The organism is Microbacterium sp. NC79 (assembly GCF_019061125.1).
In the GTDB taxonomy this organism is placed as follows: domain Bacteria; phylum Actinomycetota; class Actinomycetes; order Actinomycetales; family Microbacteriaceae; genus Microbacterium.
The window spans coordinates 38,891-58,492 of record NZ_JAHQYI010000002.1 but is presented as its reverse complement, the minus strand read 5'-3'; the positions used below and the strand labels follow the sequence as shown (position 1 = coordinate 58,492).

Genomic DNA, 19,602 nt, shown 5'->3' with positions numbered 1-19,602 from the left:
GCAGACAGTATTGACACGTGTCAATATAGACACATGTCGATTCAAGAAGTGGAACTGGTCATCATCGGGTCCGGCCCTGCGGGCTACACCGCGGCCGTGTACGCGGCGCGCGCGGGACTCGCCCCCGTGGTGCTTGCCGGTTCCGTGACGGCCGGCGGCGCGCTGATGACAACGACCGAGGTCGAAAACTTCCCCGGTTTCGTCGGCGGCGTCCAAGGACCCGAGCTGATGGAGTCGATGCGCGCACAGGCCGAGCGCTTCGGTGCCCGCATCTTCCTCGACGACGCCGTCCTGGTCGACCTCGACAGCCCCATCAAGACGGTCGAGACGGGCGCCGGGGAGACATTCCTCGCTCGCGCGGTCATCCTGGCCATGGGCTCCGCATACCGCAAGCTCGGCATCGCGGACGAGGAGCGTCTCACCGGCCGTGGCGTCTCCTGGTGCGCCACCTGCGACGGGTTCTTCTTCCGTGAGCAGGAGATCGTCGTCGTCGGCGGTGGGGACTCCGCCATGGAAGAGGCACTGTTCCTCACCAGGTTCGCGTCGAAGGTCACCGTCGTGCACCGCCGCGCCGAATTCCGCGCCTCGAAGATCATGGCGCAGCGCGTACTCGACCACCCGAAGATCGAAGTCGCCTGGAACAGCGAGGTCGTCGGGCTCATCGGCGTCGAGAAGGTCGAGGCCGTCGCACTCCGCGATACGGCCACGGGTGTCGAGCAGACGCTCCCGGCCACGGGAGTCTTCGTCGCCATCGGCCACGACCCGCGCTCCGAGATCGTCACCGGCCTCGTCGACATGGATGGTGATGGCTACGTGCTCGTCGAGCACCCCTCCACCCGCACGAACCTCGCGGGAGTCTTCGCCGCCGGCGATCTCGTCGACCACACCTACCGTCAGGCGATCACCGCCGCCGGCACCGGATGCGCCGCCGCACAAGATGCCCAGCACTACCTTGCTGCGCTGGGCGAAGCCGCCCCCGTATCGCACCAGACCGAGGAGGTCTTCGCATGAGCGCGCCCATCACGATCACAGATGCCACCTTCCAAACGGAGGTCATCGATTCCGAGATTCCCGTTGTCGTCGACATCTGGGCGACCTGGTGTGGGCCCTGCAAGCAGGTCGCACCCATCCTGGATCAACTTGCCGCCGAGTACGACGGTCGCGTGAAGATCGTCAAGCTCGACGCCGACCAGAACCCCGAGACCGTGACCGCCGTTGGCGTTACCTCGATTCCGACCCTCGGCTTCTACACGGGTGGCGCGCGCGTCGACATGCTCATCGGCGCCCACCCGAAGCCGGTCATCGCAGAGAAGATGGAGGCGCTCCTCGCATGAGCACCGCAACCGTGTCCACCACCGCACCGGCCACCCGCCGACTGTCGACCCTCGACCGGTGGCTGCCGCTCTGGATCGGTCTCGCCATGGTCGGCGGGATTCTCATCGGCCGCTTCATCCCGGGCGTATCCGAACTTCTCGCCCACCTCGAAGTTGGAGGGATATCGATCCCGATCGCCCTCGGCCTGCTGGTGATGATGTACCCGGTCCTCGCGAAGGTTCGCTACGACAAGGTCGCCGCCGTCACCGGGGACAAGAGACTCTTGATCTCATCCTTGGCTCTCAACTGGCTCATCGGCCCGGCACTGATGTTCGCCCTCGCCTGGGCGTTCCTGCCTGACCTCCCCGAATACCGCACGGGGCTCATCATCGTCGGCCTCGCGCGCTGCATCGCCATGGTCGTCATCTGGAACGACCTCGCCTGCGGCGACCGCGAAGCCGCAGCGGTGCTCGTCGCCATCAACTCCGTCTTCCAGGTCATCGCCTTCTCGTTGCTCGGCTGGTTCTACCTCACCGTCCTGCCCGGCTGGCTCGGCCTCGACTCCCAGGGCCTGGATATCTCGATCGGACAGATTGCGCTGAACGTCCTGATCTTCCTCGGCATCCCCCTCATCGCCGGTTTCGCCTCCCGCTTCATTGGGGAGCGCACGAAGGGACGCGACTGGTATGAAGACAGTTTCCTCCCGAAGATTGGCCCCTGGGCCCTCTGCGGCTTGCTGTTCACGATCGTGCTGCTGTTCGCGCTACAGGGCGAACAGGTCACGAGCCGCCCCTGGGACGTTGCCCGGATCGCACTCCCGCTGCTGGCGTACTTCGCGATCATGTGGTTCATCGGCCTCTTCGCCGGCAAGGCGCTCGGGCTCGGATACGCACGATCGTCGACCCTGGCGTTCACCGCCGCCGGCAACAACTTCGAACTCGCCATCGCCGTGGCCATCGGTACCTTCGGTGCGACCTCGGGCCAGGCTCTCGCCGGCGTGGTCGGCCCTCTGATCGAGGTGCCTGTGCTGGTCGGGCTCGTCTATGTCTCGCTCTGGGCTGCCCGCCGCTGGTTCCACACCGATCCATTCACCGCTGAGAGGATGCAGTCATGAATGTCACCCTGACGACCGCAGACGATACCTGCAGTCCCGTCACCACGCACGCGATCGGGCTGGAGGCAGCCTCCTCAGTGGCAGCGACCTTGAAGGCGCTCTCGGATCCGCTGCGGCTGCGGATGCTGTCGGCCATCGCCTCCGACCCGCGTGGGGAGTCGTGCGTCTGCGACCTCGCCGAACTCGCCGACGTCGCGCAGCCCACTGTGTCGCACCACCTGAAGGTGCTCAAGGATGTCGACGTGCTCACGTCGGAGCGCCGCGGAACCTGGGTCTGGTACCGCATCAACCCGAGCCTGCGTAGCGCAGTGACGGCCCTGCTGGAGTCGTTCGCGCCCGCCACGCTCGCGCCCTGGAGTCTGGCCGACGGCCACGATGAGCCACGACCCGACTTCGACGCGCGTGTCACTCATCTCGCCGACGAGCTCGCCGCGGAAGTTCCCGAGCTGGACCCCAACGTCGTTCTCACCATCGTCCGAGAGTCCCACACCTCGCTCGCGCGCACCGCCAGAGTCACCTCTGCCCTGGTGCCTTTGACCGAACGCTTCGCCCGGCAACGACTCGCCGACCTCACCCGCGACCGCGATGCGTCGGTTCCGCAGGTGCTCTTCGTCTGCGTCGCCAACGCCGGCCGTTCGCAGCTTGCCGCCGCGCTCGTCAACAAGCTCGCCGGTGGCAAGGTCGTGGCGCGCTCGGCAGGGTCTGCTCCCGCGGATGTTATTCATCCGCATGTCCGCTCACTTCTCACTGAGATCGAAGGCGACCGCGCGGCAGACCGCTTCCCCAAGCCCCTCACCGATGATGCCGTCCGTGCGGCCGACGTCGTCATCACGATGGGGTGCGGCGACGTCTGCCCGATCATCCCCGGTGTGCGCTACGACGACTGGGCCGTCGGAGACCCCGCCCTGGCCTCGCGCGACGGGGTCGAGGCCATCCGCGACGATATCGCCGGACGCGTGCGCGCGCTCGTCGACGACCTACTTCATTGACCAACCCCTCTCACCAGGAGCCACCATGACTGACTCGACCACCACGCCCTCCGTCCTCTTCGTCTGTGTACACAACGCCGGCCGCTCTCAGATGGCTGCAGGGTTCCTCCGCGACATCGCCGGCGACCGCATCGAAGTCCGCTCAGCCGGCTCCATGCCCGCCGACCAGATCAACCCGATTGCCGTCGAGGCAATGAATGAACTCGGAATCGACATCACCGCAGAGCAACCCAAAGTGCTCACGACAGAAGCCGTGCAGGCATCCGACGTCGTCATCACCATGGGATGCGGCGATGCCTGCCCGTTCTTCCCCGGCAAGCGCTACGAGGACTGGAAGCTCGACGACCCGGCCGGACAGGGAATCGACGCCGTGCGTCCCATTCGTGATGACATCCGTGCGCGCATCGAACAGCTGGTGAGCGAACTGATCTGAATCAGACCGGTGCCTGCCGGAGAGGGGGTCGCCGCGTGGCAGCCCCCTCCCTCTCTCGCTTCAGGGGCTCAATGCCCGGCGCCGAGATTGCCGGTGAGGCGGCCGTGGAAGGCTGCCGCGGTGTCATTCAGGCCTTCGATGGTGACGTTTTTCCCGTGGTGTTCGTACTTGGTGACGATCGCATCGAGGGCAGCAACCGTGGAGGCATCCCAGACGTGAGATCGGCTCATGTCGATGACCACGGTGGCAGGGTCCTCGGCGTACTCGAATTGCGTGGTGAGGTCGTTGCTGGAGGCGAAGAACAGTTCTCCGTCGACGGCGTAGTGCGCTGTGGCACCATCCTCACTGAGCAGTCGGGTGACGCTCACGAAGTGAGCGACGCGACGCGCGAACATGATCATCGCAGCGATCACACCGAGGATGACGCCGACCGCGAGATTGTGCGTCCAGACGGTCGCAATGACGGTGATGAGCATCACGGCGGTCTCGCTCTTGGGCATCCGCTTGAGAGTTCCCCAACGGATGCTGTGCCAGTCAAACGTGGCGATCGAGACGACGACCATGACAGCAACAAGCGCCGCCATGGGGATGATCGCCACCACGTCGCCGAGAGCGAGGATAAGCACGAGCAGGAAGACTCCGGCGAGGAAGGTTGAAATGCGGGTGCGTGCGCCGGAGGCCTTGACGTTGATCATGGTCTGGCCGATCATCGCGCAACCGCCCATGCCGCCGAACGCTCCCGAGAGAATGTTCGCGGCCCCTTGCCCGAGGGCCTCGCGGGTCTTGCGCGAGTGGGTGTCGGTGATGTCGTCGACGAGCTTCGCGGTCATGAGCGACTCGAGAAGGCCGACGACGGCCATGGCGAGAGCGTAGGGTGCGATGATCTGCAGAGTATCCAGGTTCAGCGCCACGTTCGGAATGAACAGCTCGGGCAGGCTCTGGGGGAGCTCGCCCTGGTCACCCACGTTTGGGACGTTCCAGGCGAAGACGACGACGGCAGCGGTGAGCAGCACGATCGCGACGAGCGGCGCCGGGACGACCTTCGTGATGCGCGGCATGAGGAACATCACCAGGAGTCCGACTGCCACGAGCGGGTAGACCAGCCAGGGCACGTCGAAGAGCTGGGGAAGTTGGGACGTGAAGATCAGGATCGCCAGGGCGTTCACGAACCCGACCATCACCGATCGCGGGATGAAGCGCATCAGCTTGGCGACGCCGAGGAGGGCGAGGATGATCTGGATGAGCCCGCCGAGAAGAACAGTGGCGATGAAGTAGTCCATGCCGTACTCGCGGGCGACCGGCGCGATGACGAGCGCGATCGCGCCGGTCGCTGCGGTGATCATCGCGGGGCGGCCGCCGAGGAACGCGATCGCGACCGCCATGATGAAGGATGAGAACAGGCCGACGCGCGGGTCGACGCCAGCGATGATCGAGAACGCGATCGCCTCCGGAATCAAGGCGAGTGCGACGACGAGGCCGGCGAGTACTTCGCGCGTGAGCAGGCGCGGGCTGCGCAGCGCCTGCATGACGGTGGGTTCGATGCGATACCGCGAGGCAGAGTCGCGGGTGGGGGTGACGGCAGTCATGTGCCCTCCGAGTGTTGGGCTCTCTCGTGAGAGCGCGGGAAACGAATGGGAGCGCAGCGGTGCGCAGGCGTCGGTCAGGCCGACGCGAGAAGATGAGGGGTGGCGGCGCGAGAACCGCGCCGCGTGCAACTCTAACGTAACGTGAGTGTTGCGAGGAAATCGATTGAAGGTGGCCGTTGGGCAACGACGAAACCATGCGCATCGGTGAGGTCACCGAACGTACATCCCTGTCTCTCCGTACCCTCCGGCACTGGGAAGATGCCGGCCTCGTCGCGCCATCCGCGCGCACCGAAGGAAATTTCCGGCTCTACACGGAGAAGGATGTCGAACGACTGCTGCTCATTCGTAGGATGAAGCCTCTCGGGTACACCCTCGACGAGATGCGCGAGCTACTGGACGTCGTCGATGCCCTGGCCGTGACTCCGGCCAGCGCTCCTCTACGTGCCCGTCTCGACGACATCAGAGAGGGTGCACGGATTCGACGAGAGAAGCTCACCGAACAACTCGCAATGGCCGACGAGTTCGTGGGATTGCTCAGTCACCTGTCATCGGGAACGCCACTGCCTTAGCCCAGGTTGACCTGAGCTCGGAAGTGGCCGGCTCGGATGGTGAGGATTTCTCAAGCACGGCCAGGATCATCGAAGCGGTCGAGCGCAGTTGCGATCTTGTCGACGTTCTCGAGCGTGAGACCCACGAACTTGTTGGGCCGCACGACGAACGAAGGAACCTCTGTCATTCCAGTCAGCCGTCGTGCAGCGTCTTCTGGGGCACGATCATCCGCCCAGGCCACGACCGAGGGTTTCACCTCGCGTACGTATGAAATCAAACTCTGCAATCGCCAGCCCTGCTTCGGCCAGTTCTGCCAGGGCACGTAAGGGCCCGAAAGCTTGCCGCGAAGAGGTTCGTGCACGAGCCAAGCGACTTGATCGTGAGGCCATGTCGTCAGCCACGCAACGTCAATCTGAGAACTCTCGACGAGGCTGTCGAGTGCATCGACCACGTCATCATCAACGCTCATCCACGAACGCCATCCCGACTCGTTCTGATGCAGGCTGTGCTCTTCTTCACGGAAGATCCGAGAGACAGTTCCGTCGACGTCGAGGACGAGAAGCCCCCGTTGGGATTGGTTGGCTGACGATGGCACTTCTGTCGTCTCCTTCGGGTCATCGTGCGCCCCGGGCGGCGACGTTTCAGAGCGAAGCCTCCCAGGTTGTGATCGTGAGCTCAAGCTGGTCACTCATACGCCGAGCGCGATGCTCACGACACCGCTGCGGACAGCTCAATCCGCGTCGATCCATTGCTCGGACGACCGCCTGCACGTGCCCCGAATGGCGCAAGATGTAAACGGGAGGCGATGACTATGAATCTCTACCTCGTGAGGACCCCTGATGGCGTGCCTGTCTGGGTTGCGTTCGAGAGTGACCAGAAGCGCCTGTACACGCACGTGCAAAATACTGGAAAGTTCCATCTCAACGCCGGGCTCTACGAGGACTTCTACTTCGACCACACGATGACCTACGAACCAGTCGATCAGCAGGCCGCGGAGGCGGCGATCCTGAGTGGGGTCGGTCGCCGCGACGAACGCTCATTCGTCCACATCCTCGCGCGCTACCGCCGGGATCCGAACGCCCTCTCGCCAGAAACAGTGTTCGGGCATACCCTCAACCGATCGTGACGGTAGAGGGGGCTGCTGCGATACCGGGCTGTGGCGTTGACAGAGCCTTCACAACTAGCCCCTACCATAGGCGCTATGGCGCGGGTTCAGATATTCGCCTGGAGCGCTGACCGCTCGCAGGCCGATTCTGAGTATTCTCGCGTGCTGGAACTGCACCGAGATCATCGCTCCACGCTGGGGCATCTGCCCTATGCGGCGTTCGAAGAGGCTCGGTCCCGGGGGCGGTTGATTGTGGGCAGCGTCGATGGCACGGTGCAGGGATATGTGCTGTACAGCACGCCTCGGCAGCAGACTCTGAAGCTCGTCCACGTCTGCGTCGGAGAGGCTGCTCGCGGTACCGGTCTTGCAAAGGGGATGGTCGATGCAGCGATCACGGCGAATCCAGATCGTGCACTAATCACGGCGCATTGCCGGTCAGACTACGAGATCGATGGGTTTTGGCATTCGCTTGACATGGCGCCGACGGGTGAGCGCCCGGGCAGGGCGGCGAAGGGCTCGGTGCTCACGATTTGGACGAGGAAGATCGGGCAGTTCGACCTGCTGGAGAGTGCGCTTTACGAGTCATCTCGACCGATCGCTGTCCTTGATTCGAACGTTGTGATCGATCTGTACGTCTCAGATCAGATGGATCGCCCGGATCGTGAAGAATCCAAGGGACTTGCGGCGGACTGGCTAGTTGACGTCGTTGACCTCGCCGTTTCGCCCGAGGTGTCGTTTGAGGTGAACCATCTTGAGCCTGCGTCCGAACGGCAACGCGTACAGCGCAACCTCAGCGGACTGGTTGCTTTGCGACGGCAAGACGGCATGCGGTCCCTCGCGTCGGACATCCTCCGAAGAATGCCGACCGAGCTCACGGCACGAGACCGCAGCCTTCGTAGCGACGCCAAGCATCTGGCGGATGCGGTCCTCGCCGGGGCTGACTACTTCGTGACGCGGGACGAGACCTTCCTCGCCGCGACCGCGAGCTGGTCACGCGAAGAATACGCGATCGATGTTCTCCGACCAGTTGATCTTCTTAGGACATTCATTCCGCCGTCCGCCCCAACGGAGTTCCGCTCAGGACAACTCGAGTCGGTCGGACTTCGCTGGGAAGAAGTGACGGCATCATCCTCTGGTCTCGAGGAGGTGTTCGTCGAAGTTCACAAAGGCGAGAAAGGCAAGCAGTTCCGGAAACGGCTTCATGCCGTTCTTGCGAGACCTGCTAGTGCGAGGATCGACCTGCTGGTTGACGAGCGAGGGCGGAAACGTGCCCTGCTCTCGGCCGAGGTCCGCGGTGTCGTGCTGTCGGTTGCGGTGATCCGCGTCGCGCGGGGATCACTCGGCGGCACCATCGCGTTTCAGCTCACACGATACCTTCGGGCGTTGGCATTGGAACGAGGCGCGACGGCCGTTGAGGTCGTCGACGACGTGGTCGATGAAGTGCTTCGAGCCGCCCTGGTCGCAGATGGTTTCGAGGGGGCGCCCCTCGCGGTGAAACTAGGTCGTCACCCTCGCGCGGCCCAGACTGAGTCGCTAGAGACCCCAGGCGCGGTCGCTGACTACGAGCGAAAGAACTGGCCCCAGATCGTGCTCGACAAAGCTGTTCCAGTGCGCGTCGTGCCTATTCAACCGCGGTATGCGCGCGAGCTCCTCGGGTTCAATGACACGCTGATCCAGCTGCGCGAACGCCCTGCGCTGGGGCTCGCCCGCGAGTTCGTCTACTTCGCTGCACCGAAGATGAGACACTGGGACATCCCGACTCGCGTGCTTTGGTACGTGACCAAAGATCCCAGGGCGCGAGAGACTAGCGCCGTCCGAGCTGTGGTGGCACACTCCCGCGTACTCGATGCTGAAGTACTGGACGTCCAGGACGCGGCTGAGAAGTATCGATCACTCGGCGTCCTGCACCGAGGCGAGATCCAAGGTCATGCGATTGACGGAAAGGTGCTTGTGCTGAGGTTCGAAGACACGCAGGTGCTTGACCAGCCCGTCGGCAAGCGCTCGTTCGACGCGCTGCTCCGCAAGCACGGAACCACGACGTCGCTACTCACAACACGTACCGGGGCTCCCGGTCTTTTCGACGACCTCATCCGCACGCAGCCAGGATGGGAAGCCAGATGAAAAGGGCGCTGCTCATCTCAGTGAAACCAAGGTACGCGCGCGCGATTCTCGAAGGACGAAAAACCGTCGAAGTGCGACGGCGATTCCCAGAGGTGCCACCCGGCACCACAGTTGTTCTGTACTCCAGCTCCCCCGAGAGAGCGGTTCTGGGCACTGTGCGCCTCAAACAAACAAGCACAGTTCCTTCCGACCGCGTCTGGGAGATGCACTCCGACGCGATCGGCATCGCCGAAGACGCGCTCGGCAAGTACCTTGATGGCGCCGAAGCCTCCACTCTGCTTGAAGTGGAGGACCCACAAACGTGGGCACGGCCTGTCTCGTTGGCGTCCTTGCGGACTCTCCTTGGCCTTGAGCCGCCTCAGAGCTTCCGCTATCTCGATGCGGATCAGGTGGCTCTGATCGCGACCAGCGGAGCAGAGAGCCTACCGGCGTCCTAGTACGCGTGCGTGGCTAGTGTCGGTGCAAGCTGAGAGACTTCCCTTATGACCTTTCGCACCGCTGATGGCGCAAGCTATGAGGGACGTGATGAATCAGGGAATGAGACGTTTCGCGTCTCTATACCGTCTGACGAGCACGGCTACTTCGGACGCGAGTGCCCAGCGTGCCAGCAGATCTTCAGGATGCATCTAGATGACTACAAGGCGCTTCCCGACGATCTGATCCTGACCTGTCCGTACTGCGGACATCAAGAGGAGCACACAAGCTTCGTGACCTCGCAGCAGCAAGAACGCGTGATGCGCGTTGCCCAGGACGCCGCGATGCAACTCATATCCGAGGCCTTCGGAGGTCTCGGACGATCAGGTCGAAGCAACAAGTTCGTGAAGATCACCTACAGGTCGACGCCCTTCTATCCACAGCCTCTCCCAGATATCGACGAGGAGCAGCTTGTCAGGGAGCGAACGTGCGTGACGTGCGGTATCCGCTATGCCGTCTTTGGCGAGCACTCGTTCTGCCCCGCCAGCGGAGCTCTCGATGCAGGCGAGGTCGCCCGCGATGCGCTGGGAGCGGAAGCCGCGAAGCTGAGCGCGCTCGACAGCATTCCCGGCCCCCAACGAGCCGCCTTGAGAGAGCAAGGAGTGTTCGACCGTATTGCAGTCGACACGCTCAGCAGAGTCGTGGGCGTCGTTGAGCGATTGGCGCGGGCTGAGTTCGAACGCCGCGTCGAACCTGCGGGTCAAATCCTAAAAGGAAAAGGCAACGTCTTTCAGAGGCTGGATGACCTGGCCGACCTCTACTCCGCTCACCTGGATATCGATCCGCGACTCGTCCCAGATGTCGACTGGGTTCTCCTCACGAAGCTTTGGGCAACACGTCACGCACACGTGCACGCCGGCGGGCTTGTCGATACGAAGTATCTGCAAATCGTGAACTACTCATCGCTGAAGGTGGGTCAGCGCATCGTCGTGACCGCAGACGACGCCAGAAACGCAATCCGACAGGCGATGATCCTCTGCTCTATCTTGGCTGGGTAGGACGCCTCGGATCTCGCCTGACCGAAACACCGAGACACGCTTCGTCGCAGATTCTGACAACTCGGGTGAGACAAATCAGCGGCGGGTCGCGCTAGAGATTTCGCGTGATTCCGGTGATCGTTCGTCTCATCTCATGACAGGTCTCGTGAGATCGGACAGCGATGTGGTTGTCCAGTCTCACCGGATCTGTAGAAATCTCACGTACCTGTAGAACGTCTCACTGGAGTTGTAGATTCTCATCGGAGTTGTAGATTGCTCCTGGATGAGATCTACGTTTCGTTCTTTCGTTCGGTGTCGTTGCGGATCGCCAGGAGGGCTCCGGCGATAGCAGCGGTGAAGATCACGATGTCGGCGATGTTCCCGATGAACCAGTTTCCGTAGGCGAGGAAGTCCACGACATGTCCGCGGGCGAATCCAGGATCTCGGAAGAGACGGTCGCCTGCGTGTGATGCTGCGGCTCCACCGAGCGCACCGACGACGATGGCCCACCCCCGGCGTTGAACTCGGAACGCGAACACGATCGCTGTGACGGTAGCGGCGACAGCGAGCAGCGCGAACACCCAGGTGAAGTCTTCGCCGAACGAGAATGCCGCTCCCGGGTTATAGGCGAGCTGCAAACCCAGCAGGTCACCGATCAGCGGGATGCGCTCACGCTCGGTGAGGGTCGCTTCGGCCCACACTTTCGTTCCCTGATCAATCAGGACGACAACCACGGCGATCAGGAGCGCTCCACCAGTGAGCTGCCACCGCCGCGTCGACGACAGCTTGCGCGCAGCGGGCGGGCGAGCCTCATTCTGGGAGGAGGTCATGCGAGCACCTCGATCAGACGGACAATGACCCCAGATTCGATCAGAATGAACAAGCCCAGACCGATGAACACGGCCGGTACGAGCCAGTGCTCGATGCGTTCCAGCCCCTCGGTGACGGCCTTGTTGGTGCCGATCAGTCGTCCGGCAGCGCACCAGACGGCGACGAGGATGAGGAACACGACGATCATGATCGCGACGTCGCCGGGGGCGCTGGTGCGGAAGATCGGCGTGTAGAGGGAGATGTTGTCGGCCCCGTTGGCGATCGTGATCCCGGCGACGCCCCAGAGTCCGACCGCGGTGATCTTGGCGTCATCATCGTCGTCATCACCGTTTCGACGCAAGCCGCGCACGAGCGTCCAGATGCCGATGCCGAGCGGGATCAGCCCGAGGAAGCCCACCCATTCGTCCGGGACGATCGTGAGGCCGAGCGCGGCGATCACGCTGATCACGACGAGGGTGATGAACCCGAGGTACTGGCCAGCGACGATCTGCCACGGTCGCGGCTTTCCTCGGCTGGAGGCGAGGAACAGCACGGTGAGCACGACAATGTCGTCGATGTTGGTCGCAGCGAACAGGCCGATCGCTGATCCGATGGTCGCGAGCATCAGCTCTTCACTCGCGGAGTGCGGGCGGCGCGCAGGCCGTTGAGAATAACGATGACCTCGGCGACCTCGTGGACCAGGACGACCGCCGCGAGCCCCAGCACGCCGAAGAGCGCGAGCGGGACCAGTGCGGTGATGATCAGCAGCGACAGGATGATGTTCTGGTTGATGATCCGTCGACCGCGCCGGGCGTGGTCGAACGCGCGCGGGATGAGACGCAGATCATGGCCGGTGAAGGCCACGTCGGCGGATTCGATCGCTGCGTCGGAGCCGGTCGCTCCCATCGCGATGCCGATGTCTGCGCCGGCGAGGGCCGGGGCATCGTTGATGCCGTCACCGATCATCGCGACCGGCCCTACCTTCGATAGCTCCGCGATCGCGGCCGCCTTGTCCTCCGGGCGCAACTCCGCGCGCACGTCACTGATCCCGGCCTGCGCAGCGAGCGCACGGGCAGTCCGGGCGTTGTCGCCGGTGAGCATCGTCACGCCGATGCCCTGACCGGTGAGAGTTCCGACCACCTCGGGGACTTCTGGGCGCAGTTCGTCACGGACACCGATCGCGGCGATCGGCGTCCCGTCACGATGCACGATCACGACGGTCATGCCCTGCTCCTCTAGCCCCGCGACCCGATCCCCGAGCGCGCCGGCGTCCAGCCAGCGGGGGCTTCCCACAGTGATTCTCGAGTCGTCGACCGTGCCGTCAATGCCGTGACCCGCCCGCTCGGTTACGTCCGCAGCGGCTGTGACACCCGGAGCGGCCGCCGTGATCGCGGCCGCGAGAGGATGCGTGCTGTGCTGCTCCAGTGCGGCCGCCCACGCCAGAGCCTGAGCCTCCGACACGCCATCTGCGGTGAGGACAGCGGTAACCATGGGCTCGTTGCGGGTGAGGGTGCCGGTCTTGTCGAGGGCAACGTGCCGGACGGTGCCAAAGCGCTCGAAGACGGCACCGGACTTGATGATCACGCCGAACTTGCTCGCGGCGCCGATCGCCGCGACGACCGTGAGTGGTACCGAGATCGCGAGTGCACACGGAGAAGCTGCGACTAGCACGACGAGCGCGCGAGTGATCCATACCTCCGGATCGCCCAGCAGCGACCCGATGATCGCGACGAGTGCCGCGAGGATCAGAACACCGGGAACGAGCGGGCGGGCGATCCTGTCCGCGAGACGAGCACGCTCGCCCTTCTCAGTCTGTGCTTTCTCTACCAGCTCCACGATCGTCGTGAGCGAGTTGTCGGTGCCCGCAGCCGTCGTCTCGACCTCTAGCGCGCCGGCGCTGTTGATCGCACCGGCCGACACTGCATCGCCGGGCTCCACCTCGACCGGGATCGATTCCCCGGTGATCGCCGAGGTGTCCAGGCTGGAGCGACCAGAACGCACGACACCATCGGTGGCGATCCGCTCGCCCGGGCGGACCACCATGATTTGGCCGACCGTCAGCTCTCTTGCCTGCACCTGCACGGTGGTGCCGCCCTGCAGCACGGTTGCCGTCTCCGGCACGAGCTTGAGCAGTGCGCGGAGCCCGCCGCGGGCGCGGTCCATCGCCTTGTCCTCGAGCGCCTCCGCGATCGAGTACAAGAACGCGAGAGCTGCGGCCTCCTCCACGTAGCCGAGGATGACTGCACCGACGGCGCTGATCGTCATCAGTAGACCGATGCCGAGCTTGCCCTTGAACAGCTTCCGGATCGCGCCGGGCGTGAACGTCGAGGCGCCGAGCAGCAGACCGACCCAGAACAGCACCAGCGCCGGGATCTCGAGGCTGGACCACTCGAGGATCAGACCGACGAGGAACGCAACGCCGGAGAACACCGGCACCATGACCCCGCGGTCCCTCCACCAGGGACGCTCCGCCTCTTCGATTTCCTCGTTCGCCGCGGTGGCAGGCTCGTGCTCGCAACCACACGCCGCGCTCACGCGTCCGCTCCCGCGCCACAGCAGCCAGCCACCGTGCAGGCCGAGTCCACGCACGGCGCGTGCTCATCCACAGCCAGCGTCACGTCTACGAGCGCGACGAGCGCAGCGGCGAGATGCGGGTCGGCGATCTCGTAACGAGTCTGGCGGCCCTCGGGCTCAGCGACGACGATCCCACAATCGCGCAAACATGTCAGGTGATTCGACACGTTCGACCGAGTGAGTACCAGATCGCGCGAAAGGACGGCCGGATAGCTTGGCCCTTCGAGCAGGGTCATCAGGATCCGTGAACGCGTCGGATCGGCCATCGCCCGGCCAAGCCGGTTCATTACATCGATACGGGAAGCAATAGTCAGCACGCACTGACTATACAGTCACCGGTGACATATTTCTAGTTCGACTGGGTGTCACCAAAACCAACACCTCTGGTGAGACGACAGATCGAACGCGGCTGGTCGCTTGTGCGCAAGAATCCGAGGTACATGTGTCTCATCTCGCGACAACACCAGTGAGATCGGACATTATGCGTTCGCTGGACGGGATGGTGTCTATTCGAATCGCGCGAATACGCGGATCGGGAACGGGAGATCACGCACCTCGGTGAAGCCGATGGATTCGTAGAAGGCTCGTTGTTCTGGCTCGTCATCGGTCATGAGAACTTTTTGACGCACGTCGGCGGAGGGCTCGAATGCGAGGCGGCAGAGTTCTCGTGCGATTCCCTTTCGCTGGTGGTCGGGGCGTACAAGCACGTCCTGCAAGTACGCGATTGTGAGGCCGTCGCCGACCACTCGCGCGAGGCCGACGAGCGCGCCGGCCTCATCGCGTGCGGTCGCCACCGTCAACGACGCTGCCACCGCGCGAGTTAAACGCTCAGGGTCTTTCGTATAGGCAATCCACTCGACGGATTCGTACAGTCCAACGAGGTCATCGCGGGCCGGATAGTCGTTGACGGCGTAGGAGATGGGCATGTCACCAGCCTGGCATGTGTCGCTGGCGTGACCAGTTCTCGGGTTGGAAATTTCTCCCAGCAAACACCCAGGTAAAAGCACTCTCACCAGCCATATTTACCCTCTCAATGTCGGTGGTTGGTGAGAGGGTGAAGACATGGAAGAAACACCGCAGACCCCGGCATCGCAATTGCGCGATGCCATCGCGGTGTTCACTCGGCAGACGCAAGAATTCCACGCGTCCGGGGCGCTCGCGCTCGCTGATGATGGCGAGGCGATCGGCATCATGACGGCCGCCGGTGACGCCCTTCGCGCCGCCGAATCGCTTCTGATTGCGGGTGCCGGAACCATTCAGCAGCGCTCAGCGACGGCAGACGTTGCTGAGCGGCTCACCACCCGGCTTGGGTGTGGTTCCGTCTCCGACGTCATCCAACTCACGACTCGCGTCGCGGGGGCAACGGCGCGCAAGATGCTTCGCGTCGCGCAGGCAACGACGCCGAACCGTTCAATCACAACCGGCGAAGAACTCCCGGCGGCGCTTCCGGCGCTCCGCGAGGCGCTTCACGACGGTGCTGCCGGCATCGACGCGGCCTTCACGATTGTCGGTGCGCTGCAACCGCGCGGTCGCATACTCGAGCCGGCGCTTGTTGCCATTGCCGATCAGGCGCTTTCCGCAACCGTGCGTGGTGATGAATTTGATCCGGCGACGGGCGAGACGAAGACTAACGCCACCATGCCGGCGACAGCCGATGTGATTCGTATTCATGCCACCGCATGGGCGAGTGCGATCGATCCCGATGGTGCCGAACCCATTGAGCAGGCGGCACTACGCAAGCGCGGCGTGACTCTCGGCACCGTGCGCGATGGGCTCGTGGAGCTTCACGGGCTCATCCTCCCCGAGGGCGCCGAGCAAATCCAGCGCTTTTTCGATGCCGTTGGCACCCCGCGCCACACCCGCGTCTCGTTCTCCGACTCCGAGCACAGGCCCGAACACTGCGCATGTGAAGACACGAAAAACTGCCGCTGCGCCGACGACAACGTTGTCGACCCACGCACCGCGGCTCAAAAAGGCCACGACGCACTCGTCATGGCCTTCACGATCGCCGCCGCCAGCGAAGACGCGCCCATGCTCGGTGGTGCCGCACCTACCCTCCTCGTCATGGCTGATGAAACGGCGCTCGCAACCGGCCACGGAACGGCCTTCCTCCCCGCCACCGGAGCCACGGTTCCGCTCGCTGCTGCGCATCATGCCGCATGCGCCGGAACCATCCAGCGCGTCACGCTCGAAGATGGCCGCGTCACCAACATTTCCAGTCCGCAGCGCATCTTTACGAGCAACCAGCGCCGAGCGATTTCCCTGAGGGACGGCGGATGCGTCATCCCGGGGTGCCAGGTTCCGGCTGCATGGTGCGAAATCCACCATGTTGACGAGCACGCCCGCGGCGGCGAAACCCACACCGACAATGGGGTGCTGCTGTGCTGGTTCCATCATCGATATCTCGAAATATCGGGGTGGACGATACGCATGCAGGAGGGCGTGCCCGAAGTGCGCGCGCCCGGGTGGATCGACCCAACCGGTCGCTGGCGCCGCAACACCACGTCGTCGCTACGACTGACACGTCGCGCGCATCGACTCAAGCAACCGCCCGGTACCACAGGGCGGCGCCGAACCAGCGCGGCACCACCCGAGATCTAGCGAGACTACCTGCTGCGTCCATCACCCGCTGCGTCCATCGCCCGCGTTCGGCGGCCCATTCGGTCCATCGCGTGATGCGAGGCCACCCGCCGCATCCTGCACGGGAGCGCCAGGAACGGCCGCACAACGTGCATGAATGCCGAGATCTGTGCACCGTGGGCCGTGCTTTGAAAGGTAATCACCGTTCGGTATTGACCGTGCTTCACGCGCTCTGACTCGGTGGGAGGCACCATCTCAACACATCGGAGTGTCATGAGCAGCAATCGCCGACCCCTCGTCGCTGTTATCTCGGTGCTGGGCAAGGCGCCAGACGAGCGGAACCATCGCTCGTCTACCGAAAGCGCGCCGACGCGCCGAGACTGGCCGTGGATTCCGGCCGCACTCTTCGCCGCCGTCACGCCGCTGCTCTCCGGACTGTGGTGGAGCGGCCCCGCCTACGCCAATGCTCTCCCCACCGCACGCCCCGACAGCGGTGTTCTCTCCGTCGCCATCACCGTCGTTCTCCTCTTCGGTGCAACACTCCTGACACTGCGCGCGGTGCGCCCACACGTGACAGGCATCTGGGGAGGATGGATTGCCGCCCGCAACGGAACCAGCACATGCGTCCGGCACCGAGGTTCCGGCTGGCTTCCTCCGCGCCGACAACGGCCGCATCACATCCGGAACCAACGAGGTGCTCCTGCGCGGAGTAACGTCAACCAGCTCGTCGACTTCTACCACTACGACATCAATCTGCCCGTCACTCGGCCCCTCGCCGAAGCAGACTTCGAGCAGATGGCAACATACGGCTTCACCGTTATGCGACTCGGATTGTCATGGTCAGCCGTCGAACCCGTGCGCGGCCAACTCGACCCCACATACCTCGCCACGATTCACGACGCCGTCGACCAGGCCGCCAAGCACGGCATCTATACCGTGCTCGACATGCACCAAGACGGATGGTGGAATGAAGGCACTGCGCCCGGCACCTTCTGTCGCCCCGGAACCGAGCCGATGTGGGGATTCGACGGAGCCCCCACATGGGCCACGATCACCGACGGTGCGCCGCGCTGCCAGTTCACCGGTCGAGACATTTCGCCCGCAGGCGACCGCGCCTTTCAACACTTCTACTTCAACACCGACGAGATTCGTTCGGCGCTGGCGGAGACGTGGGGAAAGCTTGCCGCCGAGTTCAAAGACAACCCGATGGTCGCAGGCTTCGACCTCTTGAACGAACCCGGCTTTGGCGAAACGGCGCCGGTCACCATCGTCAGCACCGAGCGGCAGTTCGACCTCGCGCTCGCGGGTGCCGCCGGCTATGCCGCCCCGCTGTGGTCTGGCGAGTACGGCTACTGGGGTGAAGACGCCGTCGAACGCATGCAGCGCTACGCGATCGCCGAAGACAAGCACATGCTGGGCAGTGCGTACTGGGTGTGGAAGCAAGCGTGCGGCGACCCGCAAAACGGCATCCAAGATATCGGCGATGGCCTGATGATCGAAGACTGCATCAACGGCACAGATGGCGGAACCAAGGCGGAGATCCTCGAGATTCTGAGCCGCGCCTACCCACAGGTCGCGCCAGGCACACTGACCTCGCTACAGGGCGACGGCGCGACGCTCACGGTGAGTGGAACCACACGGCAGGAGTCGTGTGATCTTGCGGTCTGGGTTCCGGGCGCCGACAAGCCGGTACCCGACGTGAGTGGCATCACACAGTTGGCCACGGAGAAGGTTGATGGCGGCTGGATCATCACCGGCTGCGCGACGGGGCAGTACACACTGAGCACCCTCTGATGCGGTGGGGGTCAGGACGGTTTGCGCTCTATATTAAAATTCTTCAATATAGAGGTATGACGAAGTCCAGCGGCAACACCACCGCGCCCCGCGTGAACGCCGCCGCCGCAACCGCCAGCACACCGCCTCGCATGTCGGTGCTGGATCGTTGGCTTCCGGTGTGGATCGGCCTTGCCATGCTCGGCGGACTCGCACTCGGCCAATTCGTGCCGGCTGTCGCAGACATTCTCGGTGGAATGGAGGTCGGCGGAATCAGCCTGCCGATCGCGCTCGGCCTGCTGATCATGATGTATCCCGTGCTCGCCAAGGTGCGGTACGACAAGGTTGCTGCGGTCACGGGCGACAAGAAGCTGCTCATCTCCTCCCTCGTGCTGAACTGGCTCGTGGGCCCCGCACTGATGTTCGCCCTCGCGTGGATCTTTCTCCCAGACCTGCCCGACTACCGCACCGGGCTCATCATCGTGGGCCTTGCGCGCTGCATCGCCATGGTCGTGATCTGGAACGATCTCGCGTGTGGCGACCGCGAAGCGGCAGCCGTACTGGTCGCGATCAACTCGGTTTTTCAAGTGGTCGCCTTCGCGTTTCTCGGCTGGTTCTATCTCAGTGTGCTCCCGCAGTGGTTGGGTCTTCAGACCCAGGCGCTCGAGATCTCGGTGTGGCAGATCGCGCTGAACGTCGTGATTTTCCTCGGCATTCCCCTCGTCGCCGGTTTTGCCTCACGACTAATCGGCGAAAAAGCGAAGGGCCGAGAGTGGTACGAATCCCGCTTCCTCCCGGTCATCAGCCCCTTCGCGCTCGGCGGACTCCTGTTCACCATCGTGCTGCTGTTCGCATTGCAAGGCGACCAGGTGCTTGCGCATCCCGCAGACGTGGCGCGCATCGCGGTTCCGCTTCTCATCTACTTCGGCGTCATGTGGTTCGTTGGCATCATCACCGGCCGTGCGCTCGGCCTCGGGTACGAACGCTCAGCGACCCTCGCCTTCACCGCCGCTGGCAACAACTTTGAGTTGGCTATCGCCGTTGCGATCGCCACCTTTGGAGCCGCCTCGGGCCAAGCACTCGCGGGCGTTGTTGGGCCCCTCATCGAGGTGCCCGTTCTCGTCGGCCTCGTCTATGTGTCGCTGTGGATCGCACGCCGCTGGTTCCACCAGATGCCCAGCCCGCAGGCAAATCCGGAATGAT

At 63.8% G+C, this 19,602-nt stretch carries 20 protein-coding genes and 1 pseudogene; 14 read left to right on the top strand and 7 right to left on the bottom strand.

All coding sequences use genetic code 11. The features are described 5' to 3' along the window. Positions 1-33: 33 nt before the first annotated feature. Genes trxB through KTJ77_RS10450 form a run of 5 tightly spaced genes read left to right on the top strand, consistent with a single transcriptional unit; the run spans position 34 to position 3,850 of the window. Positions 34-1,011, top strand: a complete 978-nt coding sequence (trxB, locus tag KTJ77_RS10470; protein ID WP_217338494.1) for a thioredoxin-disulfide reductase — start codon at positions 34-36, stop codon at positions 1,009-1,011. Continuing rightward, positions 1,008-1,334: a thioredoxin gene (gene trxA, locus KTJ77_RS10465; protein ID WP_217338493.1), complete on the top strand. Its 327-nt coding sequence runs from the start codon at positions 1,008-1,010 to the stop codon at positions 1,332-1,334. The genes trxB and trxA overlap by 4 nt, the downstream gene beginning before the upstream one ends. After that, entirely contained in the window at positions 1,331-2,428 is a 1,098-nt protein-coding gene (gene arsB / locus KTJ77_RS10460) for an ACR3 family arsenite efflux transporter (protein WP_217338492.1), read from the top strand. The genes trxA and arsB (KTJ77_RS10460) overlap by 4 nt, the downstream gene beginning before the upstream one ends. Then, positions 2,425-3,417 carry a metalloregulator ArsR/SmtB family transcription factor gene (locus KTJ77_RS10455; protein WP_217338491.1) on the top strand — a complete coding sequence of 331 codons (993 nt, stop codon included), beginning with the start codon at positions 2,425-2,427 and terminating at the stop codon, positions 3,415-3,417. Before arsB (KTJ77_RS10460) ends, KTJ77_RS10455 begins: the two co-directional genes overlap by 4 nt. A 25-nt stretch (positions 3,418-3,442) precedes the next feature. Next, positions 3,443-3,850: an arsenate reductase ArsC gene (locus KTJ77_RS10450; protein ID WP_217338490.1), complete on the top strand. Its 408-nt coding sequence runs from the start codon at positions 3,443-3,445 to the stop codon at positions 3,848-3,850. A 68-nt stretch (positions 3,851-3,918) separates the two neighbouring features. Here KTJ77_RS10450 and KTJ77_RS10445 read toward each other — a convergent pair whose 3' ends face one another. Then, positions 3,919-5,436 carry a SulP family inorganic anion transporter gene (locus KTJ77_RS10445; protein WP_217338489.1) on the bottom strand — a complete coding sequence of 506 codons (1,518 nt, stop codon included), beginning with the start codon at positions 5,434-5,436 and terminating at the stop codon, positions 3,919-3,921. A gap of 194 nt (positions 5,437-5,630) precedes the next feature. Between KTJ77_RS10445 and KTJ77_RS10440 the strand changes: the two genes are divergently transcribed. Continuing rightward, positions 5,631-6,005: a MerR family transcriptional regulator gene (locus tag KTJ77_RS10440; RefSeq protein WP_217338855.1), complete on the top strand. Its 375-nt coding sequence runs from the start codon at positions 5,631-5,633 to the stop codon at positions 6,003-6,005. Positions 6,006-6,055: 50 nt separating this feature from the next. Here KTJ77_RS10440 and KTJ77_RS10435 read toward each other — a convergent pair whose 3' ends face one another. Next, positions 6,056-6,580 (bottom strand): HAD domain-containing protein, encoded by a 525-nt coding sequence (locus tag KTJ77_RS10435; protein WP_217338488.1) that lies wholly within the window; start codon positions 6,578-6,580, stop codon positions 6,056-6,058. 216 nt (positions 6,581-6,796) lie between these two features. Between KTJ77_RS10435 and KTJ77_RS10430 the strand changes: the two genes are divergently transcribed. The 5 genes and pseudogenes from KTJ77_RS10430 (at position 6,797) to KTJ77_RS10415 (ending at position 10,683) form a co-directional block, all read left to right on the top strand. After that, positions 6,797-7,111, top strand: a complete 315-nt coding sequence (locus tag KTJ77_RS10430) for a hypothetical protein (protein WP_217338487.1) — start codon at positions 6,797-6,799, stop codon at positions 7,109-7,111. A 75-nt stretch (positions 7,112-7,186) separates the two neighbouring features. Continuing rightward, complete coding sequence (locus KTJ77_RS10425; protein ID WP_217338486.1) at positions 7,187-9,211, top strand: GNAT family N-acetyltransferase; 2,025 nt, start codon at positions 7,187-7,189, stop codon at positions 9,209-9,211. Then, positions 9,196-9,414, top strand: a pseudogene (locus tag KTJ77_RS13725) (ASCH domain-containing protein); the annotation flags it as partial. The gene KTJ77_RS10425 and the pseudogene KTJ77_RS13725, both read left to right, overlap by 16 nt. Beyond that, a complete protein-coding gene (locus KTJ77_RS13440) occupies positions 9,415-9,648 on the top strand; it encodes a hypothetical protein (RefSeq protein WP_254367760.1) in 234 nt (77 codons plus the stop codon). Between the two features lie 45 nt (positions 9,649-9,693). Further along, positions 9,694-10,683 carry a hypothetical protein gene (locus tag KTJ77_RS10415; RefSeq protein WP_217338484.1) on the top strand — a complete coding sequence of 330 codons (990 nt, stop codon included), beginning with the start codon at positions 9,694-9,696 and terminating at the stop codon, positions 10,681-10,683. 269 nt (positions 10,684-10,952) lie between these two features. On the opposite strand, the gene KTJ77_RS10410 is transcribed toward KTJ77_RS10415, so the two are convergent. The 5 genes from KTJ77_RS10410 to KTJ77_RS10390 all read right to left on the bottom strand — a co-directional run bounded on the left by KTJ77_RS10410 (position 10,953) and on the right by KTJ77_RS10390 (position 14,972). Next, a complete protein-coding gene (locus KTJ77_RS10410) occupies positions 10,953-11,492 on the bottom strand; it encodes a signal peptidase II (RefSeq protein WP_254367759.1) in 540 nt (179 codons plus the stop codon). Then, positions 11,489-12,097 carry a cadmium resistance transporter gene (locus KTJ77_RS10405; protein ID WP_141386902.1) on the bottom strand — a complete coding sequence of 203 codons (609 nt, stop codon included), beginning with the start codon at positions 12,095-12,097 and terminating at the stop codon, positions 11,489-11,491. The genes KTJ77_RS10410 and KTJ77_RS10405 overlap by 4 nt, the downstream gene beginning before the upstream one ends. After that, positions 12,097-14,007 (bottom strand): cation-translocating P-type ATPase, encoded by a 1,911-nt coding sequence (locus KTJ77_RS10400; RefSeq protein ID WP_217338483.1) that lies wholly within the window; start codon positions 14,005-14,007, stop codon positions 12,097-12,099. The genes KTJ77_RS10405 and KTJ77_RS10400 overlap by 1 nt, the downstream gene beginning before the upstream one ends. Beyond that, positions 14,004-14,363 carry a helix-turn-helix transcriptional regulator gene (locus KTJ77_RS10395; protein ID WP_141386901.1) on the bottom strand — a complete coding sequence of 120 codons (360 nt, stop codon included), beginning with the start codon at positions 14,361-14,363 and terminating at the stop codon, positions 14,004-14,006. Before KTJ77_RS10395 ends, KTJ77_RS10400 begins: the two co-directional genes overlap by 4 nt. Before the next feature lie 189 nt (positions 14,364-14,552). Continuing rightward, the gene (locus tag KTJ77_RS10390; protein ID WP_217338482.1) at positions 14,553-14,972 is read right to left on the bottom strand and encodes a GNAT family N-acetyltransferase; all 420 of its coding nucleotides are present in this window, start codon (positions 14,970-14,972) and stop codon (positions 14,553-14,555) included. 136 nt (positions 14,973-15,108) lie between these two features. Here KTJ77_RS10390 and KTJ77_RS10385 point away from each other — a divergent pair, with 136 nt between their 5' ends. From KTJ77_RS10385 to arsB (KTJ77_RS10375), 3 genes are all read left to right on the top strand, one after another. Next, on the top strand, positions 15,109-16,647 hold the full coding sequence (locus tag KTJ77_RS10385; RefSeq protein ID WP_217338481.1) for an HNH endonuclease signature motif containing protein: 1,539 nt from the start codon (positions 15,109-15,111) through the stop codon (positions 16,645-16,647). Positions 16,648-16,899: 252 nt separating this feature from the next. Next, positions 16,900-18,420, top strand: a complete 1,521-nt coding sequence (locus KTJ77_RS10380; protein WP_217338480.1) for a cellulase family glycosylhydrolase — start codon at positions 16,900-16,902, stop codon at positions 18,418-18,420. 131 nt (positions 18,421-18,551) lie between these two features. After that, positions 18,552-19,601, top strand: coding sequence for an ACR3 family arsenite efflux transporter (gene arsB, locus KTJ77_RS10375; protein ID WP_254367782.1), 1,050 nt, complete (start codon positions 18,552-18,554; stop codon positions 19,599-19,601). The last annotated feature ends 1 nt before the right edge of the window (position 19,602 follow it).